Genomic DNA, 26,584 nt, shown 5'->3' on the forward strand with positions numbered 1-26,584 from the left:
GGCCTCACGCCGGCGGGGCGCCGCTTGCGCGCGCCGGCAGGCCAGCCAGCACGCGCAAATCACGGCTCAGTGGCGTGATCGCGTGAGCAAGCCGATGGCATAGGCCGCCATCGTCGTGGCCGCAATCACCATCCAGGGGTTTTCATGCACGAATTTTTGTGTGTCATGGCCCGCCGCGCGCAGGCGTCCCTGTGCCTGTTGCTCCAGATCCCGCAGGCTGCCCAGTGCCTTGCTGGCTTTTTCCTTGATGCTCACCGCCTGGTCATCCGCTGCATCGCCCAGGTGCTGCAGGATGTCTTCGAGGTCATGCGTGAGCTCGGTGAGGCTCTGGCGCATATCGATGGCCGGATGCTTGCTGTCGGTTTGTGAGGGTGAAAGCATGTGGATCTCCTGATGCAAGGGACGGACCGGGTCCGGTGTCGATGGCGAACGGATGGCATCGACCTTCGACCAGGCGATGCAGAACCATGGTGCCGTCCGGCGCGGGGATCATGTTGACGGCAGTCAAGAGAACGGTATGCAGTGCGATCAGACCCGCATCCTTAACTTTACATAATATACATTATGCGAATTAAATGACGTCCAGCAGACATGAAACCGCCCGCTGTTCTCCGAGCGCGGCCGCCGCCGATCACGGTAAGATGCCACTGTTTTCCGTCCAACAGTCCTCCGCGCATGAATCCGTCCACCCTGATCGGCATCGTCGCCAGCATCGTGATGCTGGCCATCGTCCTGTTCCTGTCGGCCGAGGATCCGGGCCTGTTCGTCGACTGGCCGGGCCTGGGCATCGTGCTGATCGGGACGGCCGCCGCGACTTTCATTGCGTATCCGCTGCGCGAAGTCATGCGCATCTTCGGACTGATCCGCAGCGTCGTGCACCGCGAGCGTCTGGACGTCGACAAGGATCTGGAGGATCTGGTCGAGATCGCCCGCATCTGGATGCAAAGCGACATTCATGCCGTCGAACAGGCGCTGGAACGGGTATCCAGCCCTTTTCTGCGCAACGGTGTGCAGTTCGTGATCGACAACGTGCCTGAACAGGACATCCTGGATCTGCTGCAATGGCGTGTCGCCCGCATGAAGGCAAAGGAACACGCCGAGGCCCAGTTGTTTCGCGCCATGGCGGGATTCGCGCCGGCCTTCGGCATGCTGGGGACCTTGGTCGGTCTGGTCAATCTGCTGTTTCTGCTGGGCGACGGCGACATCACGGCCATCGGACGCCAGATGGCCCTGGCGCTGATGACGACTTTTTACGGCGTGCTATTGGCCAATCTGGTGTTCAAGCCCGTGGCGGTCAAACTGGAGCGTCGCACCGAACAGCGGCTGATCCTGATGAACACGCTGATGCAGGGCATCGCGATGATGAGCCAGAAGCGCAGCCCGGCCCTCATGCGGGAAACGCTGAAGGCCTTCATCGAGGATGTCCGCGATGAAATCCGCGACCAGGAACCCGCCGTCGCGATCAAGGACAAGGAGCCTGAGCCCTCATGAGGCCCGGATCCGCCCAACTGAACCCGGCCCAGGCCATTGCCCAGCGCATGCGGGCAATGGAAGTCGAGCTGCAGCAGGCCCGCCAGGCCTTGCGGCGGGACCGCAATCGGGCGGGCGTGACCGACCGCTGGAGCCTGGAACCGACGGCGGCGGAATCGATCCAGGAAGAAGGCTGGTTCATGACTTACCTGGACATGATGACCCTGCTGCTGGTCGCAATGATCGTGATGCTGGCTTTTTCCGGTTCCATCGGCAAGCGCATGTCCGCGCCGGGCCACGCCTTGCACCTGGATGCGACGCCGGCCCTGTCCGTGACGCTGGCACCGATTCCGGCGCCTGACGACGAGGTGTTCCCCTATTCCGCCGAGGATGCGGCGCGCGCGTTCGACGCGCCGCCGGCCGCGCCCGAACACTCGCCGCTGTTCGGCACCTTTCCGGATTTCGAGCCCGAGCCGCCACCCGCCCCCGCCACGGTCGCCGCGACAAGCGCGCCGCAAGAGGCCGTCGATCCTGCGGCCTTGCCGCGGATTCCTTCGCCGGAGGACATCGCGCCCTATTCCGCCGAGGATGCCGCGCGCGCGTTCGACGCGCCGTCCGCATCCGCGCGCTCGGACGAGAAGGCGGAACCGCCCGCCACGTCCGCCGGTCCTTCGGCGCCCGCCACAAACGAGCCGTCCGAAGGCGCTGCCCTGGCGGCGTCCCTGCCGCTGGGGGAACTGGGCCACGATGTCGAAGTGATCGTCAACCAGCGTTCCATCAGTTTCCGGGTCAACAGCGAGATCCTGTTCGGCACGGGCCAGACGGATCTCAGCCGGGAAGGCCTGTCGGTGCTGCGGCGCATGGCCAAGGTGCTGTCGGACGCCGGCTACGACATCACGGTCGAGGGCCACACGGATTCCGTGCCGGTGCGCAGCAACGCCCGGTATCCGTCCAATTGGGAACTGTCCAGCGCCCGGGCCGGCAGCGTGGTGCGTTATCTGCAGGCCAATGGCATCGCCAAGGGCCACCTGAAGGCGGTGGGCTACGCCGATTCCCGGCCGATCGCCGACAACGGTTCTTCGGATGGGCGCGCGCGCAACCGCCGGGTCGAACTGGTGGTGGAAAAACCGCATGGGGATCGCGACGGGCCCAAACCCGCCGATTGACCCCCGCGCGCCCCGGCGCTTCAGTCGCGCGAGAACGGGCGGCCGTCGAAGTCGAGCGTGACCAGATTGCCGTCCATCGGGCCCATGCCGGGCGCATTCAGGGGCATGCCGGGCGCGGCGGCGCCGCGTATATTCCCGGAGGCCAGCAGTTTGCGCACGGCCGGGGCCGGCACGTGGCCTTCGATGATCTGACCGCTCGATTCCAGCCGCGCCGTGTGGCAGGACGCCAATTCCATGGGGACCCCCAGTCGGGTCTTGACCGCCGCCATATCGGACGAAGGCACTTCGCGCACATCGAAGCCTTCGGTGCGCATGTGCTCGGCCCAGCCATGGCAGCAGCCACAGTTCGGGTCCTGATAGACGGTGACGGCTTCGCCCGCCTGGACGGCGGGGACGGCAAAGGAAATGCCCAGGGCGGCGGCCAGCAGGCCGAAGGCGAAGAATCGTTTCATGCATACCTCGGAAAATGAACCCCGCCCGTGGAAATCGGCGGACTGTCATTGGAGCGTGAAAAGGCGGATTGGTTCAATCGCGCCGGATCAGATCTGCTCGAAACGCTCGTAATGGCGTTCCGTCGGGGTTTCAGTATGGGACACGCCGGTTACCCGGGCGGCGGGCGGTCCCTGGAGCAGCCAGGACAGCATGCGGTCGACCGCGGCGCGGTCGCCCTGGAGCAAGACCTCGACCCGGCCGTCGGGCAGATTGCGTGCCCAGCCGCCGAGCTTGAGCTGGTGCGCCTGGCGGACGGTGGCGGCGCGAAAGCCGACGCCCTGCACGCGGCCTTCGACGAAGGCGGTCAGGGTCTCGAGTTCATGGTGCTCAGGCAGGGGTTTCATACGGTCGTGGGTCGGTAAACGATCGGTCAATTCGACCATTGAACTGTAGCCGAAACGGACCATGAACAGGAGTCCGGGCAGACTGCGGCGTCGGCTCGGTCGCCCTGCCCGCTCAGCGCGGCTGAAGGGCCGGCGCGCGAGAAGGCGCCATGACGGAGAATGGAAAGAATCGTACACTCCAGGCGCCGTCGGCCCCCCTTCGGATTCAGAGTCAATTCCTGGAGTAGAGATGTCAATGTTTGCCATGCCGTGGATCGCAATTTTCCCCGCAGCGCTTACCGTGTGGTTGTTTCCCTTGCGATGGCTGAGTCTGGGGCTGCTCGTCATCGGGTATGGTGTCGCCCTGGCGGATGGGCAGTTAGGCTTCATGGCCGCGATTCCGATCGCGTCACTGATTTTGGCCGCCTATGCGGTGTCGCCGCGCCGCAAGCCCTATCTCCAATATATCGGACACGCGCTCTTCGTCGTGCTCGCCACGGCTCTGAGCCTGCATTGGCTACCGGGTTTTCACAATCCCCTTGTGATCGGTCCCGAGAGATTCACCGCGGATGCCGTGCCTTTTGCGATGTATCTCAATCTGGACAAGCTCCTGGTCGGCTTCTGGCTGCTGCATGTCCTGCCGTGGACCCGGCCCCCGCATGAATGGCGCGTGTCGCTGAAAGCGGGATTCGGAGCCATGCTGATGACGATCGCGGCTTGTTTGTGGACCGCAGTGCTGCTTGGCGTCGTCAGATGGGAACCGAAATGGCCTTCCGCCAGTTGGCTGTGGCTGCTGAACAATTTGCTGCTGGTCACTCTCACCGAAGAGGCCTTGTTCCGCGGCTATCTGCAGGGTGGCCTGAGCCGCCTGCTCAGGCGGCAGCCATACGCGGATGCGATCGCCCTCTGTGTGGCGGCCGTGCTGTTCGGTCTTGTCCATGCCGCAGGCGGATGGCAATGGATCGTGCTCGGAAGCATCGCAGGTATCGGATATGGGCTGGCGTACCGCTTCGGCGGACTCCAGGCGGCGGTGCTGGCGCATTTCGGTTTGAACGTGACGCACTTTTTCCTGTTCACCTATCCGATGCTGCAACCGGTCGGACCCTCGTGACCCGTCCTCGGCATTCATCCGCCACGCGTTGCCTCTCGCCAATCGCCGAGGCGTCGGGTTTTTCTTTTCCATCGTAACGGTCATAAAGACATAGCCCATTGGTCGTTCTCTCCGGCAGGCCTGGCCCCTAGAATGCTTCCATCGCGCCATTGGGCACTCAGCCCCCTGGCACCATCCGATTCACTCGAGGCCCCCATGAGCAACGCATCCGTTCGCAAGCACACCGTGGTGATCGTCGGCGCCGGTACCGGCGGCACCACCGTCGCCGCCCAGTTGCGGCGCCACGAACCCGGTCTGGACATCGCCGTCATCGATCCGTCCGGCCACCATGATTACCAGCCCGCCTGGACGCTGGTGGGCGGCGGCGCCTACAAGGCCGAAGATACCCGCCGCCCTTTGCACGACTGCCTGCCCGACGGCGTGCGCCACATCGCCCAACGCGTGACCGCCCTGCTGCCCGACGAGCGGCAGGTGGAACTGGGCGACGGCAGCCGGGTGGCCTACGATTACCTGGTGGTGGCCGCCGGCATCCAGATCGACTGGAACGCCATCGAGGGCCTGTCTGATGCCTTGGGCAAGCACGGCGTGACCAGCAACTACCGCTACGATCTGGCGCCTTACACCTGGGAACTGGTGAGCCGTTTCGAGGGCGGCACGGCGATCTTCACCCAACCGGCCGGTGCGGTGAAATGCCCGGGTGCGCCGCAAAAGGCCCTCTATCTGGCGGCCGACGAATTCCGCCGCCGGGGCGTGAAGGCGGACAGCCTGCAGTTCCGCACGGCGGGTGCCGCGGTCTTCGGCGTGCCCTTCTACGCCCAGGCGCTGGACAAGGTGATGGCATCCTATGGCGCCCAGCCACGCTTTGGCCAGAATCTGGTCCAGGTGCGGGGCGAGGAAAGGATCGCCGTCTTCGAATCGGTGGTGGATGGCGAAAAAGTGCGCGAGGAAGTCGCCTACGATCTGCTGCACGTCGTGCCGCCGCAAGGCGCCCCGGATTTCATCCGCAACAGCCCGCTGGCCGACGACGCCGGCTGGCTGGAGGTGGACAAGCACACGCTGCGTCACACGCGCTATTCCAATGTGTTCGGCCTGGGGGACTGCACTTCGACGCCCAATAGCAAGACGGCAGCGGCCATCAAGAGTCAGGCCCCGGTGCTGACGCTCAACTTGCTGAGCGTCCTGCACGGCGCCGGCAACGTCGAGAGCTACGACGGCTACGCCGCCTGCCCGCTCACGACGTCGCGCGGCAAGGTCCTGCTGGCCGAATTCACTTATGGCGGCACGATCACGCCCAGCTTTCCTTTCGACCCGCGCGTTCCGCGCCGTTTCTACTGGTGGCTCAAGCGCAGCTTCATGCCCTGGTTCTATTGGAACATGCTGCTCAAAGGCCGCGGCCTGCCGGTCACGCACCGCACGCGCCGCTTTCCGGCCGGCGTGCCTTCGGTGCAGCCCTGACCGTGGCTCCTAGCCCCGGACCAGCAACACCGAAAGGGACGTCGGCTCGATGATCGTGGTCCCTGTGAAGGGCCGGTCGAACGAGGCGACCAGATAAAGGGTGGCGCCGAAACCCAGCGAAAACAGCGCCAGGGACAAGGCCAGAGGCCGGCGATGGCTCATGTGCAGTTCGCTCAGCACACAGGCGGCGACGAACAGCAGCACCAGCACCGCGACCCACTTCGTCGGCATCACACGGCCATGGGAGGCCAGCAGGCGCTGATTGCGGGCGTTCTCGATGTCCGTCGTATAGCGCCGCAGCGCCTCGGCCGCGCGTTGAAGGACAATCTGGTCTGTTCCCGTCTCGATCCGTACCGAGATGACCATCAGGGTCTCCAACTGATCCTCGGCGATCTGGCTCGACCGGCCATCGCCCATCAGGGGCCATTCGTGCTCGATGACTTCGCGGATGTAATCATCGAGCACGCCCGTCACCTGTTCGCGCAGATCGGCTGGCAGGAATTTGACGATGCGCAGGGTGTCGGCCACGGCGATGGCTTCCTGCTCCACGGCGGTCCGGCCCTTGGCATCCTGCTGCCAGATGTCGGATGCCACGAAGGCGATCACGATGCCCGTGGGCAGGAGGATGCCAGAGAGCATGGTACTGACCATGTTGGGCCTGTGGGCACCGGGAGGCCATAGCCGGCGCAGTGCGCCCATCAGGACCAGGGCGGCCACCGACAGGCAGCCCACCAGCAGCACGCAGACAGCGAACATGGCCCATTCGGGCAAGTCATACATGAAGTCGAACACGAAGCCCTCGCTGGATGTCGGTGGGTGCCCGGCCCTCCGGAAACGGGCCTGAACGTCAGGCGCGGATCAGAGAACGTCCCGGATCTTTTCTAAGGGGCGGCACAGGCGTGCGCCCTTGTCCGTGACGACGAAGGGCCGGTTCAGCAGAATGGGATGCCGTTCAATGGCATCGAGCAACTGCTCGTCCGTCAACGCGGTGTCCGCCAGTCCCAGGGATGCGTAAACGGGTTCCTTGGGGCGCAAGGCTTCGCGCACCGTCAAGCCCGCCGCCCGGATCAGCTCGCGCAGCACCTCGCGCGGCGGCGGGTTGCGCAGGTATTCGATCACTTCGACGGGCCGCCCCGTGGCCTGGAGCGTCTCAAGCGCCTGGCGCGACGTGCCGCAGCGCGGGTTGTGGTAGATTCTGAACATATGGCCTTTCCAGACGGAAAGGCCTCATTATCCACGATCCGGCCGCCTGAAATTCCCTCCCCGCCTGCGATTCCGGACACCGCGCGTCCTCCAGCCCATTGATGCCCATGCCGATGCCTCCGCCGTTCGAGACCCACCCGTCCTTTTCCATGCGCACCGTCCTGCCTGCGATGGCGCTGACCCTGGCGCTGGCCGGTTGCGCCAGCGGGCCCAGGGACAATCTCAGCCTGGTGCCCGCACAGCTCGATGCGCAGACCAGCCGGGAGGGATTGTTCACGCAACCCGTGAAATGGTCCCGGGAACGGCCGGGCTGCCGGGGAGAATGTCCGACGCTGACGGTCGATTCCCTGGCTTTTCCGGGACATCCCCGCCTGACGGCCTTGATCGATCATGCCCTGGCGGCCATGACCTGGGTCGACACGCAACGCGCCGCGCCCTATGACACGCTGGACGGTTTCGAGGCGTATTACTGGAAGACCGCCGGCGCGCGCGACGAGGTCCGGCTGACGGCGCGGACGCGCTATCGCAACGAGCGCCTGACCGTGGTCGAGCTGGATGCCGGCCAGTACCGGACGGGCATGGCCCATGGCATGAGCGGGTCGCAGTTGCTGAACTGGGACAATGCGTCGGAAAAAGCCCTGACGATCGACAATCTGCTGGCGCCTGGCGCGCGTCCTGCCTTCGACGCGGCGCTGCGCGCCGAGCATGCCCGCTGGCTGGACCAGCATGCCGACGCCATGGACAACCGGGACAATTTCGATCGCATGTGGCCCTTTGCGTCCAGCGACAACGTGGGGCTGACCGATCTGGGCGTGCTGGTCAAATACCAGCCTTACGAGATCGCCCCCTACGCCTGGGGTCAACCTGAACTGCTGATCCCCTACGACCGCCTGCGAGGCATCCTGCGTCCGAAGTTCCTGCCGCCGAATGCTTAGGCGTCCAGGTGCGCGGTCTGCGCCGCCCCATGTCCCGCCTCATCCTCATACGCTTATAGCGTCGCCGCATAATGCGCGGCGATCATATCCTTGGATGAAAGGATTCGTTCTGTCCCCAAAAGGAACGCTTTAACCTGAGCCCTCGTCAATCACGCCGAGGGCTCTTTCCGATGCCGTTCCGATTCCTGCTTTCCGCAGCCGCCGTCCTGAGCCTGGCATGCGGCGCGCATGCCGCCGACGTCACGCTGCTGAACGCGTCCTACGATCCCACGCGGGAGCTGTACCAGGCCTACAACCAGGCTTTCGCCCGGTACTGGCGGGAGAAGACCGGCGACCATGTCACGATCCGCCAGTCTCATGGGGGCTCGGGCAAGCAGGCGCGCTCGGTGATCGACGGCCTGAGAGCCGACGTGGTGACCCTGGCGCTGGCGCCGGACATCGACGCCATCGCCGCACGCGGTTCGATCCCCGCAGATTGGCAGGAGCGACTGCCCCTGAACAGCGCCCCCTACACCTCCACCATCGTCTTCCTGGTGCGCAAGGGCAACCCCAAGGGCATCCACGACTGGAACGATCTGGTCAGGCCGGGCGTGCAGGTCATCACACCCAATCCCAAGACGTCCGGCGGCGCCCGCTGGAACTATCTGGCGGCCTGGGGCTACGCCCTGCGCCAGCCCGGCGGCGACGAAGCCAAGGCGCGGGCATTCGTCGGCAAACTCTACCGCCAAGTGCCGGTGCTGGATTCAGGAGCCCGGGGAGCGACCACGACCTTCGTCGAGCGCGGCATCGGCGACGTGCTGCTCGCCTGGGAAAACGAGGCTTTCCTGGCCATCGAGGAACTGGGGCCGGACAAGGTGGACATCGTCGTGCCCTCGGCCAGCATTCTGGCCGAGCCCCCCGTGGCGGTGGTGGACAAGGTCGTCGATGCCCGAGGCACGCGCGACGTGGCCCGTGCCTACCTGGACTACCTGTATTCCGAGGCTGGCCAGGAGATCGCCGCGCAGAACCACTACCGGCCCACGCTGAAGGCGGTCGCCGACAAGTATGCGCATCAGTTTCCCGAACTGTCCCTGTTCACTGTCGCCGACGTGGCGTCGAACTGGACCGAGGCACAGAAGACGCATTTCGCGGACGGCGGCGTGTTCGACCAGATCTACCAGCCTGGCGCGCGGCAGTAAGGCCATGTCCACGACGCTTGCACCGCAATGCTCCGCCACGCCCCGGGTTCTGTCCGGCCGCAATCTGACGTTGGGTCTGACGCTGACCTATCTGTGCCTGGTGGTCCTGCTCCCGCTGTCGGCCGCGTTCCTGACGGCCTCGACCCTGAGCGGGGAGGCTTTCTGGAGAACGGTCACCGCGCCCCGGGTGCTGGCCTCGTATCGCCTGAGTTTCGGCGCTGCGCTGCTGGCAGCGGCCGTGAATTCGGTCTTCGGCGGCCTCGTGGCCTGGATGCTGGCGCGCTATGACTTTCCCGGCCGGCGGCTGGTCGATGCCCTGGTGGATCTGCCTTTTGCCTTGCCCACGGCCGTGGCCGGGATCGCTCTGACCTCTTTGTACGCGCCCAGCGGCTGGCTGGGCGGGCCGCTGGCATCGTTGGGCGTCCAGGTGGCTTTCAAACCGCTGGGCGTGGTGGTGGCGCTGGTTTTCATCGGACTGCCCTTCGTGGTCCGCACCGTCCAGCCGGTGCTGGAAGACATGGCCTCCGAATACGAGGAAGCCGCCAGCAGCCTGGGGGCCTCGCGCGCGCAGGTCTTCATCCGTGTGGTCTTTCCCGCGATCCTGCCGGCCCTGCTGACGGGCTTCGCCCTCGCTTTCGCGCGCGCGGCGGGCGAGTACGGCTCGGTGATCTTCATCGCCGGCAACATGCCGATGATTTCGGAAATCGCGCCCCTGCTGATCGTCACCAAACTGGAGCAATACGATTACGCTGGCGCTACGGCCATCGCCGTGGTGATGCTGGGAATCTCCTTCCTGCTGTTGCTGGTCATCAATCTGCTGCAGGCCTGGGTACGGCGCCGCTCGACCGGCCAGACCTGACATGCGTGTGCTGCCTCCATGACCTCCATTGCTTTCGATTCCCGCTCACGGACCGTCGTCGTCGCCCGGCCGGCCGCCGAAGGCCGGCTTGTCCGCCTTGCGTTGATGGGAACGGCATTCGCTTTCCTCTTCCTGTTCCTCTTCATTCCATTGGCGGCGGTCTTTCACGAGGCCCTGGGCAAAGGTTGGGAAGCCTGCGTGGCCGCGGTCGCCGAGCCCGACGCGCAGGCGGCCATCCGGCTGACACTGCTCGCGGCCGGGCTCGCCGTGCCGTTGAACCTGGTGTTCGGGGTCTGCGCCGCCTGGGCCCTCACCCGATTCGATTTCCGGGGCAAGAGCCTGCTCATCACCCTGATCGACCTGCCCTTCTCCGTGTCCCCTGTGATCGCCGGTCTGATCTACGTGCTGATGTTCGGCGCCCAGGGCTGGTTCGGCCCCTGGCTGCAGGCGCACGACATCCAGATTCTCTTCGCCGTGCCGGGCATCGTCCTGGCCACGATCTTCGTCACCGTGCCCTTCGTCGCGCGCGAACTGATTCCACTGATGCAGTCCCAGGGCTGCGAGGAAGAAGAGGCCGCCATCGTGCTGGGCGCCTCGGGCTGGCGCGTCTTCTGGCATGTCACGCTGCCCAACATCCGCTGGGGACTGTTCTACGGCGTGATCCTGTGCAACGCGCGCGCCATGGGCGAATTCGGCGCAGTGTCGGTGGTGTCGGGCCATATCCGCGGCCTGACCAACACCCTGCCCCTGCACGTTGAAATCCTCTACAACGAATACAACTTCGCGGCCGCCTTTTCGGTGGCGTCGCTGCTGGCACTGCTGGCCTTGCTGACGCTGGCCCTGAAATCCTTGGCGGAATGGCGCTTGCACGCTCAGACCGCCCGCATCGCACTGGAGCAATCCCCATGAGCATCGAAGTCCGCCACATTCACAAGCGGTTCGGCGCGTTCACGGCGCTCGACGACGTGTCCCTGGCCTTCCCGGAAGGGCGGCTGACCGCGTTGCTGGGGCCCTCGGGCTGCGGCAAGACCACGCTGCTGCGCATCATCGCCGGCCTCGAACATCCCGATGGGGGCCAGGTGCTGCTGGAAGGCCAGGACGCGTCCCATACGCACGTGCGCCAGCGGCAGGTTGGCTTCGTGTTCCAGCACTACGCCCTGTTCAAGCACATGACGGTCTTCGAAAATGTCGCTTTCGGCCTGCGCGTCAAGCCGCGCGCCCTGCGGCCGGACGAGCGCAGGATCCGCGAGACGGTCATGGGACTGCTGGAATTGGTGCAACTGGACTGGCTGGCCGACCGCCGGCCGGCGGCCCTGTCAGGCGGACAGCGCCAGCGCATCGCCCTGGCCCGCGCCCTGGCGGTGAAGCCGCGCGTGCTGCTGCTGGACGAACCATTCGGCGCGCTGGACGCCAAGGTCCGGAAGGAACTGCGGCGCTGGCTGCGCCGTCTGCACGACGAGTTGCACATGACCAGTCTGTTCGTCACGCACGACCAGGAAGAGGCGCTGGAGGTCGCCGACGAGGTCGTGATCATGAACAAGGGCCGGGTCGAGCAGCAAGGCGAGCCGCAAGCGGTCTACGACGCCCCGGGCACGGCCTTCGTGTACGGTTTCCTGGGGCACGTGAACCTGTTTCACGGCCGCGTGCGCGGTGGCCGGCTGCATACCGGCGGCGCGGCGCTCGACATGCCGGGCCTGGAGGGCGCGGCCGATGCGCCCGGCACCGCCTATGTCCGGCCGCACGACATCCAGATCGAGCCCATGCCCGCTTCGGGCAGGCCGGCCACTGGCCAGGGGCTGCCGGTGAATCTGCAGCGGGCGCATGCTTTCGGCCCGCTGGCGCAACTGGAGCTGCGGCGCGAGGATACCCAGGAAATCATCGAGGTGGTCATGCCCAGCCTGGAGTTCGACCGGATCCGGGCGCAAGGCCACCGACGCTTCATCGCCCGGCCCCGTCAGGCGCGGGTGTTCCTGAGTTAGCGGCTGTTCTCACACGCACCACGGAGATTGATTCCTGAGAACAGGCCCTGGCCGGGCGAAGCGCCGACTACCGGCCTTGCGGCGTGTCCTCGAAGCGGCCGAGGTCGAAATAGCGCGAGAACGAAGACGCGTCGTCCTTGGCTTCCGGCGCGGGCGCCTGCGGCGCCGGGTCCGGCCCGTTCGCCGCAGGCGCGGGGCCATCGTCCCGGCGGTTCCGCGCCCGGCGGGCGGCATCGTCCAGCCCGGCGGCCAGGGACTGATGCTGGCGCTTGCGCGCCCAGTCCGCCGCCGTCTCGTGGGCGGCGTTGAACATGGTGGGGTCCGCCCCGTGCGCCAGCAGCAGGCGGACGATGTCCGGCTTGCCGGACAAGGCCGCCATCATCAGCGGCGTCGTGCCGTCCGGCCCGGGCGCGTTGACGATGGCGCCCTGCCCGATCAGCATGCGGGCCGTATCCACCTGGGCCTTGGACGCGGCATAGTGCAACGGTGTCCATCCCAGACGGTTGACCTGGGCGCCTGCGGAGATCAGCGCGCGGGCCCGGTCGGTCTGGCCCAGGATGCACAGGTACATCAGTGCCGTCTCGTCGCGGGCGTTGGGCGCGTCGATCAGCACATCAGGTGCCGTGCGCAGCGCATCGAACACCTTCCAGGACTGATCCCGCGCCGCCTGGGTCAGCGCGGGATTGCCCAGGGCGTTGAGGGCATTCGGGTCGGTGTGGCGCAGCAGCATGCCTTGCACCGCTGACACGTCGTCGCGGCGGATGGCCGACCACCAGTCGGCCGTCGGCGCCGGCTGGGCGAAGGCCGTGGGCGGCGCGCCGGCGCCCAGGGCCAGGATCAGCGCCAAGCCGGCCAACTGGCCGCGCCGCGCGCCGGATCGAACGAGAGTGGACAAGAACATGGCGGAGACCTCCGTCGGCGGGAATGGTGACAGGCGACCCGGATGGGGACCGGGGTTCAGGCGGGCGCGGCCGCTTTGTCGAACAGACGCCAGTAGTTCTCGGCGCTTGCCCGCTCGATCTCGGCGACGGGGACGCCGCGCAATCCGGCGATTTTTTCGGCCACGTGGATCACCCGGGAGGGATCGTTCATCTTTCCCCGGTACGGCACCGGCGCCAGATACGGGGAATCAGTCTCGATCAGCAGGCGGTCCAGGGGCACCCTGCGGGCGACGTCCTGGATCTGGGCGGCGTTCTTGAAGGTCACGATGCCGGAGATGGAGATATAGAACCCCAGGTCCAGGGCACCCTGCGCGACTTCCCAGGATTCGGTGAAGCAGTGCATGACCCCGCCGGGCGCGCGTTCCTCGCGCATCAGGCGCAGGGTGTCCTCGGCGGCGGCGCGGGTATGGATGATCAGCGGCAGCCCGGTGGCGTGCGCTGCGCGGATGTGGGTGCGAAAACGCTCGCGCTGCCATTCCAGCGGTTCGCCGAGGCGATAGTAGTCGAGTCCGGTCTCTCCGATGGCGACGACCCGGGGATGGGCCGCGCGGCCGACCAGGTCGTCCAGGGTCGGTTCGGCACCGTCGTCGTCCTCGGGGTCGTTGTCCGGATGCACGCCCACCGAGGCTCGCAGGAAGGGATGTTGCTCCACCAGTTCCATCAGGCCGGGCCAGTCGCGCAGATTGACGCTGACCACCAGGGCGTGGCCCACGCCGGCGGCCCGCATGCGTTCCAGCACATCCGGCAACTGGGCGCGCAGGTCGGGGAAATTCAGGTGACAGTGGGAATCGATATACATGGGATCGAAAAGGAATCTATCGGGGCCGCACCGACTGCAGCAGGGTGCGGGCGGCGTGGTCGGCCAGCAGCTTGGGATTGAGGGCGTGGCGCGCCAGGCGCCGCTGTTCCCGCAGCCAGTCCGCCGCACGGGCCAGTGCCGCCGGGTCCAGGCGCTTGGCGATTGCGGCGATCCGCGTCGCCTGTCCGGGATGATAACGCGGCGGCAGGCCGTGCGTGCCCAGGCTGAGATCCAGCCACAGGCGCTGGAATCCGTCCACCCAGTCGGCCGGCTCGGCCGCCTGGAGTGCGTCGGCCAGCGCGGCGCCATCGCCGCCATGGCCCGCCTGATCCAGGAACAGTTCCAGCCAGTCGGGCGTCACGGGCCGCCCTTCCCGCGCCTGTTCCAACGCCAGCAGCGGCGCGCCGCCGGCCGCCGCCAGGCGGTCGGCGGCGTCCTTCACGCCCTGCGCCTCCAGCCAGGTCAGTGATTCGGCAACGGGCGGCACCGTCAGGGGCAGGCGCCGGCAGCGCGACACCAGTGTCGGCAGCAGTCGGTCGGGCGCCTGGGCCGACAGCAGGAAAACCGTGTGTTCGGGCGGCTCTTCGAGGATCTTCAGCAGCGCGTTGGCCGCGATGGTGTTCAGCGATTCGGCCGGATACAGCAGGGCGACGCGCCAGCCGCCCCGGTGGGTGGCCGTATTGAACCAGGGCAGCAGGCTGCGGATCTGTTCGATGCGGATCTCGCGCGAGGGCTGTTTCTTGGCGTCCTCGGCAACGTCCAGTGCGCCTTCGCGCACGGCCTGGGCGTCGGGCCGGATGCGGCGCAAATCGGGATGATTGCCGGCCACCACCCAGCGGCAGGCCTGGCATGCGCCGCAAGCCAGGCCGTCGCGGGGCGATTCGCACAACAGGCTGGCGGCCCCCGCGAGTGCGAATTCCATCTGGCCGCAACCGGGCCGGCCGTGGATCAGCCAGGCGTGGGCGAAGCGCTCGCGCGTGGCCAGCCAGCGGCGCGCCGGCGCCTGTTGCCAGGGCAGGAAGTCCATCATGCCGGATCCAGGCCGCCGGACGCGGGCGCATGGCCGCGCGCGCGCAGCAGCCCATCCAGGATGCCGCCCAGCTCGGCGCGGATCTCTTCGAGATTCCGGCGGGCGTCGATCACCCGGAAGCGGTCCGGATCGGCCGCCGCCCGGGCGTGATAGGCCTGGCGGGTGCGCTCGAAGAACGCCGCATCCTCGCGCTCGAAGCGGTCGGAGCGCGCGCGCCCGCGCGACAGGCGTTCACGCGCAGTCGCCAGCGGCACATCGAACAGCAGGGTGCAATCCGGCCCCCTGCCCTGCTGCACCCATTCTTCCAGGATGCGCACGGGTTCAGCGCCCAGTCCCCGGCCTCCGCCCTGGTAGGCGAACGAAGCATCGGTATAGCGATCGCACAGCACCCACCGGCCCTGCTCCAGAGCGGGCAGGATGCGCGTGCGCCAGTGCTCATTGCGGGCGGCGAACATGAGCAGGGTCTCGGTGCGCAGGTCCATGGGCTTGTGCAGCAGCAGTTCGCGCAAGGTTTCACCCAGGGGGGTGCCGCCTGGCTCGCGGGTGGACAGCAGATCCACCCCGGCCTGGCGCAGCCGGTCCTCGATCCAGGGAATGTGCGTGCTCTTGCCGGCCCCATCCAGGCCTTCGAGCGTGATGAAACAGGCGCCTCGGGTCGTCATGGACTATCGTTTCAGGATGTATTTGCCGACGGCGCGATTGTGCGCCGCCAGATCGGTGGAGAACTCGCTGGTGCCGTCGCCCCGCGAGACGAAATACAGGAATTTGTGCCTCTCCGGATGCAGGACCGCCTCCAGGGCGGCTTTTCCGGGGTTGGCGATGGGCGTGGGCGGCAGGCCCGCGCGGGTATAGGTGTTCCAGGGCGTGTCGCGTTCCAGATCCTTCTTGCGCAGGCGGCCCTGGTAATCGTCGCCCAGCCCGTAGATGACGGTCGGATCGGTCTGCAAGGGCATGCCGATGCGCAAGCGGTTGATGAACACGCCGGCGATGCGCGCCCGGTCGGCACCGTGACCCGTCTCCTTTTCGACGATGGAGGCCAGGATGAGCGCCTGGTACGGAGTTTCCAGAGGCAGGTCGCGGTCGCGCCCCGCCCAGGCGCGCTCGAGCGTCTGCCGGCCCGCCGAGACGGCGCGGCGCAGGATGTCCAGATCGGAACTGCCCGGTGCGAACACATAAGTGTCGGGATGGAACAGGCCTTCGAGTGCGTCGGCCTCCAGCCCCAGTCGCCGGACCAGGGTCTGCTCGTCCATGCCAAGCGTGTCGTGACGGACCTGGGGATCGGCGTCCAGCGCCGCCCGGATCTGGGCGAAGGTCCAGCCTTCGGGAAAGGTCAGGCGGGTCTGGGTCATGTCCCCGTTGGCCATGCGTTCCAGCAGCATCCAGGGCGTGTCGCCCTCGCGGGCCTCATAGGCGCCGGCCTTCAGCAATTTGTCGCGGCCGCTCAAGCGGGCCAGCCAGACGAAGGCATCGGGCTGGATCTCGATGCCCGCGTCCCGCATCGTCTGGGCGATCCGGCGCGGCGTACCGCCAGCGTCGATGAGATAGTCGACGACGGGTGCCCGCAGGGGCACGGGCCGTCTCCAGCCCCACCAGGCCGCCGAGACGATGACCGACGCCGCAGCCAGCAGGCCGAGGATCAGCAACCGGAGGATGAGTTTTTTCATGTGCGCCAGTTTAACGAACTGGCGCGTCGGGCGGCGGGGCTGACGTTCAGAGACTGCCCATCAGCCACTGGACGCCCAGGCTGCTGAGCGATACGGCCACCCATACGCCCAGGCCGAGCAGCAACGGGCGGGCGCCCGCCAGCGCCATGCGACGCAGGTCGGAGGACAGCCCGATGGCGGTCAGGGCCATGATGATGAGGAACTGCGACAGCAGGTGCAGCGGCCCGAGCAGCGTTTCCGGAATCAGGCCCAGGCTGCGCGTCGCCGAAGCCGCCAGGAACCAGAGAATGAACCACGGAAAGATCGTGACCAGGGACACCCGGGTTTCCGAACGCTGGTTGCGCCAGGCCACCCAGAAGGCGATGACGATGCAGATCGGGATGATCAGCGTCGCGCGGGTGAGTTTGACGATCGTGGCGATGTCGCCCGCCGCCACGCTGTAGCTGTAGCCCGCCGCCACGACGGAAGAGGTGTCGTTGATGGCGGTCCCGGCCCATAGACCGAAACCGTGGTCGCTCAGACCCATCCAGTGGCCCAAGGGCGGGAACAGCAACACCGCCACGACGTTGAAGAGAAAGATGGTCGAAATCGACAGGGCGGTCTCATGGTCGTCGGGCTTGATGATCGGCGCCACCGCCGCAATGGCCGATCCGCCGCAGATCGCGGTGCCGACCCCGATCAGGGTGCGAAGATCGCCGCCCAGTTTCAACCAGCGCCCCAGCAGCCAGGCGGTCAGGAACGCGGTGGACAGCGTGATCAAGGTCACGGCCAGCGACGAGGCGCCGGTTTTCATGACCTGGCCGAAGCTCAGGCCGAACCCCAGACCGATGATGGACCATTTGAGCACCTGGCGGCTGCTGAAGACCACGCCGGGGGTGAAGACCGGGGACAGTCCCAGTACATTGCGCCAGACCATGCCCAGCAGAATGCCGAACACGGGGCCGCCGATGAGCGGGAACAGGGTGCCCAGCCACCAGGCCGCCAGACCGAGCCCCGCTGCGAGCAGGAGACCATACCACAGCGAGGGGGTGCGCGAAGAGCCGCGAGCATGCGTCTGGGCGGCGGGGCGGCCGGCGGCCGAGGGCAGTGGGTGCGGGACGGCGGAAATGGGCGGCATGCTGAAGGCTCGTAGAGAGAGGGGACTGACGGCCATTCTAAGCAGGGGTTATGAATAAATAAATTCAAATCATTTTAGTGGACACATAAGGAATATTTAATTAGCAAGACCGGGATCGCTTTCGGCGGCGAGGACCGGCGCCGGTTCGCGCTATTCTGTCCGGCCCGACCCTTTTCGCGGCTTCCCCTTCCTCCATGTCGCCCAGCCTTGATTTCGTCCATGGCGCCGTCCTGGTCTCCGCCCTCTTCCATGCGGCCTGGAATGCCTCGATCAAGGGCAGTCCCGACAAACCGCTGAGTGCGGTCGGCATCACGGGCGTGGCGATGCTGCTGGCCGCGATCGGCCTGCCCTGGCTGCCGCAGCCGGCGCCGGCCAGCTGGCCCTTTCTGCTGGCCTCGCTGATCCTGCAGGTGGCCTATATGCGGCTGGTCGCGCGCATCTACCGCGTGACCGACCTGAGCGTCAGCTATCCCGTCATGCGGGGCACCGCGCCGCTGCTTGTGGCGCTCGTTTCCGCCCTGTTCTTTCATGATGCGCCCGGCCCTGGCGCGATGGCCGGCGTGGCCACGATATGCGCCGGCATCCTGTGCATCGGCCTGCCCGGCCGCGCGGTGCGCGCGCCCGGAGGCATGACGCTTGCTTTGCTGAACGCCGTCGTGATTGCGAGCTACACCCTGGTGGACGGTGCGGGCGCCAGGCTTTCGCAGGCGCCGGCCAGCTACACATTGTGGATCTTTCTGCTGCAGGGCATCGTCATGATCGGCCTGACCGTGCCCAGCCGGGCCGGGGATCTGGCGCGCCATGTGAAAAGCCACTGGGGCGCGGTCACGCTGGGCGGCTGCGGCACCGTGATTTCCTACGGCATAGTGCTTTGGGCCATGACCCTGGCGCCCATTGCGATCATCGCCGCACTGCGAGAGACTTCCATCCTGTTCGGCATCCTGATTTCGTGGCTTTTTCTGCGAGAACGCCTGACGCCCGCCCGTATCGCGGGCGCCTGTGTCCTCGTGCTGGGTGTGATCATGCTGCGCCTGGCCCCATGACTGCGGAAATCGCCCGGCCACTTCTCTTCGCCTGGTGCCATGAGTCCCGGAAAATCCGGTTTGGCATCAGCATTTACCCTAGATCGTCTCCGCCATGCTCCAGGCTTTTGCGCTCGGTCAGTCAGTATTTACGCGACTTTTGAATGATCTGGATCAAATTTCGGAATATTCTGGCTCTAAAGTTCGAAGCGAACTGGACCTAGTTTACTTGGCGGACTATGGGCACCATGGACGAACAAGAGCCGCGCTGGAACAGATCCATGGACTGGCATCCGACGCGACTTCCATAAAAGGAGACGACCGTGAAACCATCATTTCGCTTCATTCGCAAGCTGACCATGCTGGGTGTTGCCGCAGGGGCCCTGAGCCTGAGCTGCGGGGCCTTCGCCGCGACCAAGGTCGTGGTCGGCTATCAGCAGATCGTAGGTCCCTTCGTCAGCGCCATCGCCGATGGCAGCTTCGACAAGGCGCTCCAGGAGGCCGGGTACGAAGTGGACTGGCGCCAGTTCAGTTCGGCGGGTGACATTTCCAGCGCGTTCGCCTCGCGCGATGTTCCTGTGGGCGTGCTGGGTTCCACCGGCATCACGGCGGCCGTGACGCGCGGCGTGGACATGCAGCTTTTCTGGGTCCTGGACAATATCGGCAAGTCGGAAGCGCTGATCGCCCGCAACGGGTCCGGCATCGAAAAACCCAAGGATCTGGTGGGCAAGAAGGTAGGTGTGCCTTTCGTGTCGACGTCGCACTTTCACCTGCTGCTCGGCCTGAATGACATCTGGCGCATCAAAGCCAACGAGGTGCAGATCCTGAACATGCAGCCGCCGCAGATCGTGGCCGCCTGGCAGCGCGGCGACATCGACGCCGCCTATGTCTGGCCGCCCGCGCTCACGGAAATCATGAAGACGGGCAAGGAAATCGCCAATTCCGAGGAGATCGGCGCCAGGACCGTTCCCACTTTCGACGGCATCGTGGTCGACAAGGCCTGGGCCGCCAAGAATCCGAAATTCATGGCGGCCTTCACACAGGTTCTGGCCAGGTCCTACCAGGGCTTTGACGCGCGCAAGGGCTCCCTGACGCCCGATTCCCCCGAGATCAAGGGAATCGTCAAGATGATCGGCGGCACGCCCGCCGACATCGTCAGCGCCATGAACCTGCTGCTGTTCCCCGATGTGAAGGAACAGGCCTCCAACGTCTGGCTGGGCGGTGGGGCGCAGGGCGGCGCTGTCAAGGCCCTGACCGCCAGCGCGAAATTCTTGAAGGCACAGCGCCAGATCAACGCGCCCCTGGGCGACTACACCCCCTTCGTCACCTCCAGCTTTGCCGACGCGGCCGCGAAAACCGTGAAGTGACGGAAACATTCTGGACTGGAACCGGTCCGCGCGGCCCCCGGAGCATCGCTTCCATGAAGCTCCGGCGGCTGCGCAACATCTGAAGGAGACCCGCATGTCCGCCGCCATGGCCAACCTCAGTATCCGCAATGTCAGCGTGACGTATCCCTCCCAGATGATGGGCGGCGCGGTCACCGCGCTCAAGGATGTCAATCTCGAAATCGCCCCGGGGGACTTCGTCGTCGCCCTGGGGGCCTCCGGCTGCGGCAAGACCACGCTGCTCAGCGTGATCGCGGGATTCCTGACCCCGACCGAGGGCGAAGTCCTGCTCGGAGGCGCGCCGGTCGTCGGTCCCGGCGCCGACCGGGGGGTGGTGTTCCAGAAACACGCACTGCTGCCGTGGCTCAACGTCATCGACAACACCGAATTCGGGCTGAAACTGCGCGGAGTGCCCAAGAACAAGCGCAACGAGATCGCCGCCAGGAACCTCGAACTGGTGGGCCTGAAGGATTTCCACAGACACATGATCTACCAGTTGTCGGGCGGGATGCAGCAGCGAGTCGGGATCGCCCGGGCGCTGACCTGCGACCCGGCCATGCTGCTGATGGACGAGCCGATGGCGGCTCTGGACGCGCTGTCGCGCGAGACCATCCAGGAACTGCTGCTGGATGTCTGGCAGCACACCCACAAGATGTTCTTCTTCATCACGCACAGCGTGGAAGAGGCCCTGTTCCTGGGCAACAAACTGATCGTGATGTCGCCCCGCCCGGGGCGCGTCACCAACACCTACGAGCTCGATTTCAACCGCCGCTTCCTGAAGGAGCGGAACGCCCGCGCCATCAAGTCCAGCCCCGACTTCATCCAGATGCGGGAGACCGTGCTGGACATCATCTACGGGGACGAACGGGCCGCCGGCGATCCCGAATATCACCAGAGTGCCTGAAATGTTTCTTCAATCGCATTATCGGAGCCACAGCATGTCCATCGTATCCAAGCGCAAGCGCCGTTCTGCGGAACCCGGAAAAGTCTACGGCGCGCCCGGGGCCGGCTACAGCGGCCACATCAGCGTCATGACGGCGATCGTGCTGCTCGCGCTGTGGTTCCTCGTCACCGGCATGGGATGGATCAAGCCCATCTTCCTGCCTTCGCCCGGCGCCGTTTACGGCAAGTTCATCGAGGCGGCGACCGAGGGCGTCGCCAATTCCACGCTGGCCCAGCACACCCTGGTCAGCCTGGGGCGGGTCATGGGCGCTTTCCTGCTGGCGCTGGTGACGGCCGTTCCGATCGGCATCCTGATGGGGGTGAACCGCACGATGCGCGGGCTTTTCGACCCCATCATCGAGTTCTACCGCCCCCTGCCGCCGCTGGCCTATCTGCCGCTGGTCATCATCTGGTTCGGAATCGGCGAATTCCCCAAGGTCTTCCTGATCTTTCTGGCGATCTTCGCCCCCATGGCCATCGCCGCCCGGGCCGGGGTCAAGTCCGTTTCCATCGAGCAGATCCATGCCGCCTACGCCATGGGAGCCAGCAGCCGCCAGATCATCTTCCACGTCATCCTGAAGGCGGCGCTGCCCGAGATTTTCACCGGGATGCGGATCGGCATCGGCGTGGGCTGGACGACGCTGGTGGCCGCGGAGATGGTGGCGGCCGCGCGCGGCCTGGGCTTCATGGTGTTGAACGCCGCCCAGTACCTGGCGAGCGACACCGTGATCATGGGCATCATCGTCATCGGATTCTTCGCCTTCTCGTTCGATTTGCTTTTGCGCTATCTCGAACGCATCATGATCCCCTGGAAAGGCAAGATCTGAGAGAGGAAACACCCGCCATGCCTGAAAGCGGCTCCGTCGGCTCGGTCCAGTGGTCGGCCCTGTTCGAGCGGGTTGACGATTACAACCTCAGCCTGCAAGGTCGCATTCGCAAGATGCTGGTGTCCGCCATCCTGAGCGGACATCTGCCGCCGGGCACCCCCGTGCCGTCCAGCCGGGAACTGGCCCGGGCGCTGGGGGTCGCGCGCAACACGACGGTCTTCGCCTATCAGCAACTCGTCGTCGAAGGCTACCTGGAGTCCCGCGAACGCAGCGGCCACTATGTGGCCCGGAGCATGGCCGGCCAGCAGGCCGCCACGCACGCCGCGCCGGCCGCCGAGCCACCGCCGCGCACGGGCGTGGACTGGTCCGGACGGCTGGTTTTCCACCCTTTTTCCCAGCGCAACATCGTCAAGCCGGCCCACTGGCAGAGCCTGCCCTACCCCTTCAGCTATGCCCAGTTCGATGCCAAGCAGTTTCCCACGGCGGAATGGCGCGAATGCTGTCTGCGGGCGCTGTCCGTGCTGGACATCCGCATGTGGGCGCCGGATCTGATCGCCAGCGACGATCCGGCGCTGGTGGAGGCCATCCGCAACCAGGTGTTGCCCCGGCGCGGCATCTGGGCCGAGGACAGCGAGATCATGGTCACGCTGGGTGCCCAGCATGCGCTCTATCTGGTGGCCACGCTGCTGATCCACGACCACACCGTGGTCGGCATGGAGGATCCCGGCTACCCCGACGCACGCAATATATTCGCGCACCGGACGAGTCATCTGGTGCCGCTGCCCATCGACGAAGACGGCCTGATTCCTTCGCCGGCCCTGGGCGAGTGCGATTACATTTTCGTCACGCCCAGTCATCAATGCCCGACCAATGCCACCCTGTCCATGGAACGCCGGGTCGCCCTGCTGGAACTGGCCAGCCGCACGGACGGCATTTTGATCGAAGACGATTACGAGACCGAAAACCGCTATGACGGACACCCTTCTCCGGCGCTCAAGAGCCTGGACAAGCACGGCCGCGTGCTCTATATCGGTAGCCTGTCGAAAAGCTTCGCACCCGGACTGCGCCTGGGCTACATCGTGGCGCCACGCGAGTTGCTGATCGAACTGCGCGCCTTGCGCCGCCTGATGATCCGTCACCCGCCCGCCTATCTGCAACGCGCGTTCGCGCTGTTCATTTCGCTGGGCCACTACCATGCGCTGTTGCGCCGCTTGTCCCAGGTATACGCCGAACGCGCCCAGGTGTTGCAGGAAGCGGTCCATGCCCATCTGCCGGAGTTCAGTGGCAGGCCCATTCACGGCGGATCGTCCTGGTGGGTGGAGGGGCCGCCGGATCTCGACACCGATCTGCTCGCGCAGGCGGCCTTGAAAGCCGGGGTGGTGATCGAGCCCGGCCGGGTCTTCTACCAGGACCCCCGGTCGCAGGATCATCGGCACATCCGGCTGGGGTTCTCATCCATCGACCGGAACAAGATCGCGGAAGGCATCGCCGCGCTGGCCAGTGTGGTCGAACAATCTTTCCGCTGAGAAGAAACCGAAACAGGCTCCAGGCGGGCGCATCCCTGCGCCCGCCCCCTCATCCGCATTCAGGCCGCGGCATGTCCAAGAATCAGGCGATCCATCTCCGCTTTCGGCGTGTTGCAGTATTCGCGCGCCAGCGTCAGATAGAACCCCAGCCCGATCAGCACCCAACAACCCAGCGCGATCCAGGCGGGCGTTTCCAGGAAAGCGGGTGAGCCCGGCACGAGCAGCAGCCCCAGCAGGCCGATGCTGCAGAGCATGCCCGCCAGCGCGATCAGTTTCTTGCCTGGCGCGGTTTCTTTGCAGAAAGCCGGAGCCCGCTGCGTCGGGGTCCATTTGAACAGGCGGTAGGCCACGGCGCAGTAGTAGATGAAGGCGATCGAGATCCCCACGGCCGACATGTCCACGATCCAGAGCAGCACCGAACGGCCGAACCAGGGGGCCAGCAGGCAGATCGCGCAGACGAACACGATGCTGGCCCATGGTGTGCCATGCTTGCCGTGCAGGCGGCAAAACACGGCGGGCAGCGCCTTGGCACGGCCCATGGCGAACATCAGCCGGCTGCACGAGATATAGAAGCCGATCAGGCCGGTGAAAATGCCCATGCAGAGCGCGATCGCCAGAGCGGCCAGGCCCGCCGTGCCCAGAACCTGCTGGACAGCCCACCCCGTGCCCCAGATTTCACGCAAGTCCACCAGATCCAGCCATGGCATGGCCAGACCGGTCGCAAGGATCATGATCGAGTAATGAGAAGCCGCCACCACCAGCGCCGCCAGGATCAGGAACGTCGCCTTGGCGGGCGAGAAATTGAACTCCTCGGCCGCCTGCGGCACCGTATCGAAGCCGACATAGGCCCAGGGAGAGATGGCGACGATGGCCGCGATCGCGGACCAGGACGGAATGCCGGGCTTGTAGAGCGGCAACAGGTTGCCGAAGGAGGTTTCTGGCGCGAACGACATGGCGGCCGTCACGCCGGTCGCGGCGGCGATCAGCAGGACGCAGAAATAGAATTGCGTCTGTGCCGTGGCGTCCGCGCCCCGGATGTTGAGCCAGGCGAACAGCACCAGGACGGCGCTGGCGATCAACACCTCCACGAAATACACGTCCCAGCCGGCGATGCGGTAGAGCAGCCCCACCTTGACGACATCCGGGACCAGGAATTTGATCATCAGGGCGAAGGCGGAAGCGTTGAGCGCCACGATGGCCGCGTAGCCCAGGATCAGGAACCAGCCGCACAGGAATGCGTGCTTGCGACCGAAGGCCAGGTAGGCATAGGTGAAGGCGCCGCCGGTGATCGGATACGCTTTCACCAGGAAACCGGTGCTCAGGCCGACCAGGCTGAGAATCAGCCCGCCGATCCAGAGTCCGATGATGACCCCCATGGGTCCCGCCCTGTCCATCCATTCGACCGGCAGCACGAAACTGCCCCAGCCGATGGCCGAGCCAAAGGCGATGGCCCAGACCCAGTGGGGCTTGAAGGTTTTCCCCAGGGTGATTCGTTCCGACATCAAGCGTCTCCTGAAAATATCATTTTCTATATTTTATTGTTCCAATAACCGAAACACATGAAGCAGTTTATCGGATCCAGAGAAAAGCGCGTAGGGCCAAATCCGGCCCATCGTGGAGACCAGACGGGGGCGGATTGACTGATATCGGACCGTCATCAGATGAAAAAAAGCCGCCCACCCGGGCGGCCTTGCCGCGATGTGGCGCTTGCGCGCCCCGGACATCCGGTCAGAACACCTCGTCTCTCAGGTAGTAGTACTTGTAGAACATCGCCTGCCCCAGCCGGCGGAAGGGCGCGAACAAATGGCCATTGAGCGGCGAGTTGTAGATCGGCAGGTCCCACTGCGGGCCGGCCTTGCCGACGACACGCTCGGCCAGGCGCCGGCCCGCCTGCGCGGAAAACGACACCCCGTTGCCACCGTATCCGATAGCGTAATAGATCCGCTGACCGGCGTCCGGCTGCGTGATGCGCGGCATCATGTCGTGACTGACGTCCACCCAGCCCCACCAGGAATACGCGATCGGCACATCCTTCAGGGCGGGGAACTTGCGCGCCAGGCCTTGCTTGAGCAGTTCCAGATGCCTGGGGTTCTCCGCGTCGGCGCCCGTGAGCGCGCTGCGGCTGCCGATCTGCATCGAGCCGTCGGGCAGCAGGCGGTAGTAAAAGCGCAAGGTGCGCGTGTCCGTGATGAAGGTCGTGCTCTTGAGTCCGGCCGCATCCCGTTCCTGTTGCGTCAGCGGACGCGTCACCATCGAGTTCGACAGGATCGGCATGATCTTGTTGTCGAGCAGCGGATGCAGACCCTGCGGCGTGTAGCCGCCCGTGGCCACGGCCACGCGACGCGCGCGCACGACGCCACCGGGAGTGCGCAGATGATGGACCCCGCCCACGGTTTCCCAGCCCAGGACCGGACTGCCAGTATGGATCTTGACTCCCAGTTCGCGCAGGCGCCGCAGATAGCCGAAGGCCAGCTTCAGCGGATGGATGCCGACGCCTTCGGGCTCGTACATCGCCCCGGCCGCCTCGCGGTCCATGGCATAGCGTTCCCACAGTTCCTCGCGGCTGAGCATGCGGGTGTCGTAGCCGAACTGTTCGCGCATGACGCGGCACAGGTTCTCCAGGAAGGCCATTTTCTTCGGTCGATGAGCCGTGTACAGGTGCCCGCCGGGTTGGGCATCGCACGGGAAACGCTCCACGAGGCTTTTCCAGTAGTCGAAGCCGTCGTGGATCTCGCGATCCAGACGCTTGGCGGTTTCCAGCCCCCACCGCTCGATCCATTGCGTGCGGTACAGACGGCCCGAAGCGTTCTGACCCTGACCGCCGTTGCGGCTGGTGCAGCCCCAGGATTCCTGGTTGGCCTCCAGGACGATGGGCATGACGCCGTGTTCCTCGGCCAGATTCAGGGCCGTCACCAGTCCCGTGAAACCCGAGCCGATCACCACTACGTCCGCGTCCATGTCCTGGAGGACGGGACCGTCGTCGGGCGGCGGATCCCCGGCCGTGCCCACCCAGTATGTGGGCGCGTATTGCTGGTTGCGGCCAGCGGGCGAGACCAGCGGATCGTAACGCGGATCGTAGGGGTTGGCCGCGTGTGGCGCGGCGGCGGGCGGGACGGCCTGCGCGCGGGCGTGCGGCGCCGTCGAAGTCAAAGTAGCCATG

Annotated in this window: 27 protein-coding genes; 14 read left to right on the plus strand and 13 right to left on the minus strand. The window is 65.9% G+C overall.

Annotated features, from left to right (window positions below; translation table 11 throughout):
- Positions 1-66 precede the first annotated feature (66 nt).
- Positions 67-381 (minus strand): ElaB/YgaM/YqjD family protein, encoded by a 315-nt coding sequence (locus O4H32_RS10020; protein ID WP_269358773.1) that lies wholly within the window; start codon positions 379-381, stop codon positions 67-69.
- A gap of 294 nt (positions 382-675) precedes the next feature.
- Between O4H32_RS10020 and O4H32_RS10025 the strand changes: the two genes are divergently transcribed.
- Both O4H32_RS10025 and O4H32_RS10030 read left to right on the plus strand, forming a co-directional pair.
- On the plus strand, positions 676-1,491 hold the full coding sequence (locus O4H32_RS10025; protein ID WP_269358775.1) for a motility protein A: 816 nt from the start codon (positions 676-678) through the stop codon (positions 1,489-1,491).
- The gene (locus O4H32_RS10030) at positions 1,488-2,636 is read left to right on the plus strand and encodes an OmpA family protein (protein ID WP_269358777.1); all 1,149 of its coding nucleotides are present in this window, start codon (positions 1,488-1,490) and stop codon (positions 2,634-2,636) included. The genes O4H32_RS10025 and O4H32_RS10030 overlap by 4 nt, the downstream gene beginning before the upstream one ends.
- Positions 2,637-2,656: 20 nt before the next feature.
- On the opposite strand, the gene O4H32_RS10035 is transcribed toward O4H32_RS10030, so the two are convergent.
- Together O4H32_RS10035 and O4H32_RS10040 are read right to left on the minus strand one after the other, a co-directional pair.
- The gene (locus O4H32_RS10035) at positions 2,657-3,088 is read right to left on the minus strand and encodes a DUF411 domain-containing protein (RefSeq protein WP_269358779.1); all 432 of its coding nucleotides are present in this window, start codon (positions 3,086-3,088) and stop codon (positions 2,657-2,659) included.
- 87 nt (positions 3,089-3,175) lie between these two features.
- Positions 3,176-3,472 carry an acylphosphatase gene (locus O4H32_RS10040; protein ID WP_269358780.1) on the minus strand — a complete coding sequence of 99 codons (297 nt, stop codon included), beginning with the start codon at positions 3,470-3,472 and terminating at the stop codon, positions 3,176-3,178.
- A 235-nt stretch (positions 3,473-3,707) separates the two neighbouring features.
- Here O4H32_RS10040 and O4H32_RS10045 point away from each other — a divergent pair, with 235 nt between their 5' ends.
- The gene (locus O4H32_RS10045) at positions 3,708-4,562 is read left to right on the plus strand and encodes a CPBP family intramembrane glutamic endopeptidase (RefSeq protein WP_269358930.1); all 855 of its coding nucleotides are present in this window, start codon (positions 3,708-3,710) and stop codon (positions 4,560-4,562) included.
- A 195-nt stretch (positions 4,563-4,757) separates the two neighbouring features.
- On the plus strand, positions 4,758-6,017 hold the full coding sequence (locus tag O4H32_RS10050; RefSeq protein ID WP_269358782.1) for an NAD(P)/FAD-dependent oxidoreductase: 1,260 nt from the start codon (positions 4,758-4,760) through the stop codon (positions 6,015-6,017).
- 9 nt (positions 6,018-6,026) lie between these two features.
- Here O4H32_RS10050 and O4H32_RS10055 read toward each other — a convergent pair whose 3' ends face one another.
- The gene (locus O4H32_RS10055; protein ID WP_269358784.1) at positions 6,027-6,809 is read right to left on the minus strand and encodes a bestrophin-like domain; all 783 of its coding nucleotides are present in this window, start codon (positions 6,807-6,809) and stop codon (positions 6,027-6,029) included.
- Between the two features lie 66 nt (positions 6,810-6,875).
- On the minus strand, positions 6,876-7,220 hold the full coding sequence (gene arsC, locus O4H32_RS10060) for an arsenate reductase (glutaredoxin) (RefSeq protein WP_269358785.1): 345 nt from the start codon (positions 7,218-7,220) through the stop codon (positions 6,876-6,878).
- 107 nt (positions 7,221-7,327) lie between these two features.
- Between arsC and O4H32_RS10065 the strand changes: the two genes are divergently transcribed.
- The 5 genes from O4H32_RS10065 to O4H32_RS10085 all read left to right on the plus strand — a co-directional run bounded on the left by O4H32_RS10065 (position 7,328) and on the right by O4H32_RS10085 (position 12,171).
- On the plus strand, positions 7,328-8,155 hold the full coding sequence (locus O4H32_RS10065) for an RsiV family protein (RefSeq protein WP_269358787.1): 828 nt from the start codon (positions 7,328-7,330) through the stop codon (positions 8,153-8,155).
- Positions 8,156-8,325: 170 nt separating this feature from the next.
- A complete protein-coding gene (locus tag O4H32_RS10070) occupies positions 8,326-9,333 on the plus strand; it encodes a sulfate ABC transporter substrate-binding protein (protein WP_269358788.1) in 1,008 nt (335 codons plus the stop codon).
- A gap of 4 nt (positions 9,334-9,337) precedes the next feature.
- A complete protein-coding gene (gene cysT, locus O4H32_RS10075) occupies positions 9,338-10,192 on the plus strand; it encodes a sulfate ABC transporter permease subunit CysT (RefSeq protein ID WP_269358790.1) in 855 nt (284 codons plus the stop codon).
- Positions 10,193-10,210: 18 nt separating this feature from the next.
- Entirely contained in the window at positions 10,211-11,101 is an 891-nt protein-coding gene (cysW, locus tag O4H32_RS10080; RefSeq protein WP_269358792.1) for a sulfate ABC transporter permease subunit CysW, read from the plus strand.
- Complete coding sequence (locus tag O4H32_RS10085) at positions 11,098-12,171, plus strand: sulfate/molybdate ABC transporter ATP-binding protein (protein WP_269358794.1); 1,074 nt, start codon at positions 11,098-11,100, stop codon at positions 12,169-12,171. The genes cysW and O4H32_RS10085 overlap by 4 nt, the downstream gene beginning before the upstream one ends.
- A 67-nt stretch (positions 12,172-12,238) precedes the next feature.
- Here the strand turns inward: O4H32_RS10085 and O4H32_RS10090 are convergent, their stop codons facing one another.
- The 6 genes from O4H32_RS10090 to O4H32_RS10115 are packed head-to-tail and all read right to left on the minus strand — an operon-like array spanning position 12,239 to position 17,722.
- On the minus strand, positions 12,239-13,072 hold the full coding sequence (locus O4H32_RS10090) for an ankyrin repeat domain-containing protein (RefSeq protein ID WP_269358796.1): 834 nt from the start codon (positions 13,070-13,072) through the stop codon (positions 12,239-12,241).
- Positions 13,073-13,128: 56 nt separating this feature from the next.
- Positions 13,129-13,911, minus strand: a complete 783-nt coding sequence (locus O4H32_RS10095) for a TatD family hydrolase (RefSeq protein ID WP_269358798.1) — start codon at positions 13,909-13,911, stop codon at positions 13,129-13,131.
- Between the two features lie 16 nt (positions 13,912-13,927).
- Complete coding sequence (gene holB / locus O4H32_RS10100; protein ID WP_269358800.1) at positions 13,928-14,941, minus strand: DNA polymerase III subunit delta'; 1,014 nt, start codon at positions 14,939-14,941, stop codon at positions 13,928-13,930.
- Positions 14,938-15,603, minus strand: a complete 666-nt coding sequence (gene tmk / locus O4H32_RS10105; protein ID WP_269358802.1) for a dTMP kinase — start codon at positions 15,601-15,603, stop codon at positions 14,938-14,940. The genes holB and tmk overlap by 4 nt, the downstream gene beginning before the upstream one ends.
- A gap of 3 nt (positions 15,604-15,606) precedes the next feature.
- Positions 15,607-16,605 carry an endolytic transglycosylase MltG gene (gene mltG, locus O4H32_RS10110; protein WP_269358804.1) on the minus strand — a complete coding sequence of 333 codons (999 nt, stop codon included), beginning with the start codon at positions 16,603-16,605 and terminating at the stop codon, positions 15,607-15,609.
- 46 nt (positions 16,606-16,651) lie between these two features.
- Complete coding sequence (locus O4H32_RS10115; protein WP_269358805.1) at positions 16,652-17,722, minus strand: YeiH family protein; 1,071 nt, start codon at positions 17,720-17,722, stop codon at positions 16,652-16,654.
- A gap of 194 nt (positions 17,723-17,916) precedes the next feature.
- Between O4H32_RS10115 and O4H32_RS10120 the strand changes: the two genes are divergently transcribed.
- From O4H32_RS10120 to pdxR, 5 genes are all read left to right on the plus strand, one after another.
- Positions 17,917-18,765 carry a DMT family transporter gene (locus O4H32_RS10120; RefSeq protein WP_269358807.1) on the plus strand — a complete coding sequence of 283 codons (849 nt, stop codon included), beginning with the start codon at positions 17,917-17,919 and terminating at the stop codon, positions 18,763-18,765.
- Between the two features lie 302 nt (positions 18,766-19,067).
- Entirely contained in the window at positions 19,068-20,111 is a 1,044-nt protein-coding gene (gene tauA / locus O4H32_RS10125) for a taurine ABC transporter substrate-binding protein (RefSeq protein WP_269358809.1), read from the plus strand.
- A gap of 106 nt (positions 20,112-20,217) precedes the next feature.
- Positions 20,218-21,033 (plus strand): taurine ABC transporter ATP-binding protein, encoded by an 816-nt coding sequence (locus O4H32_RS10130; RefSeq protein WP_269358932.1) that lies wholly within the window; start codon positions 20,218-20,220, stop codon positions 21,031-21,033.
- Positions 21,034-21,067: 34 nt separating this feature from the next.
- A complete protein-coding gene (locus O4H32_RS10135; protein WP_269358811.1) occupies positions 21,068-21,898 on the plus strand; it encodes an ABC transporter permease subunit in 831 nt (276 codons plus the stop codon).
- A gap of 17 nt (positions 21,899-21,915) precedes the next feature.
- The gene (pdxR, locus tag O4H32_RS10140; RefSeq protein WP_269358812.1) at positions 21,916-23,424 is read left to right on the plus strand and encodes a MocR-like pyridoxine biosynthesis transcription factor PdxR; all 1,509 of its coding nucleotides are present in this window, start codon (positions 21,916-21,918) and stop codon (positions 23,422-23,424) included.
- A 59-nt stretch (positions 23,425-23,483) separates the two neighbouring features.
- Here the strand turns inward: pdxR and O4H32_RS10145 are convergent, their stop codons facing one another.
- Entirely contained in the window at positions 23,484-24,926 is a 1,443-nt protein-coding gene (locus O4H32_RS10145; protein ID WP_269358813.1) for an APC family permease, read from the minus strand.
- Between the two features lie 226 nt (positions 24,927-25,152).
- Entirely contained in the window at positions 25,153-26,583 is a 1,431-nt protein-coding gene (locus O4H32_RS10150; RefSeq protein WP_269358815.1) for an NAD(P)/FAD-dependent oxidoreductase, read from the minus strand.
- Position 26,584 lies beyond the last annotated feature (1 nt).

Origin of the sequence: Castellaniella denitrificans, from assembly GCF_027214045.1 — a bacterium.
Classification (GTDB): domain Bacteria; phylum Pseudomonadota; class Gammaproteobacteria; order Burkholderiales; family Burkholderiaceae_B; genus Castellaniella; species Castellaniella denitrificans_A.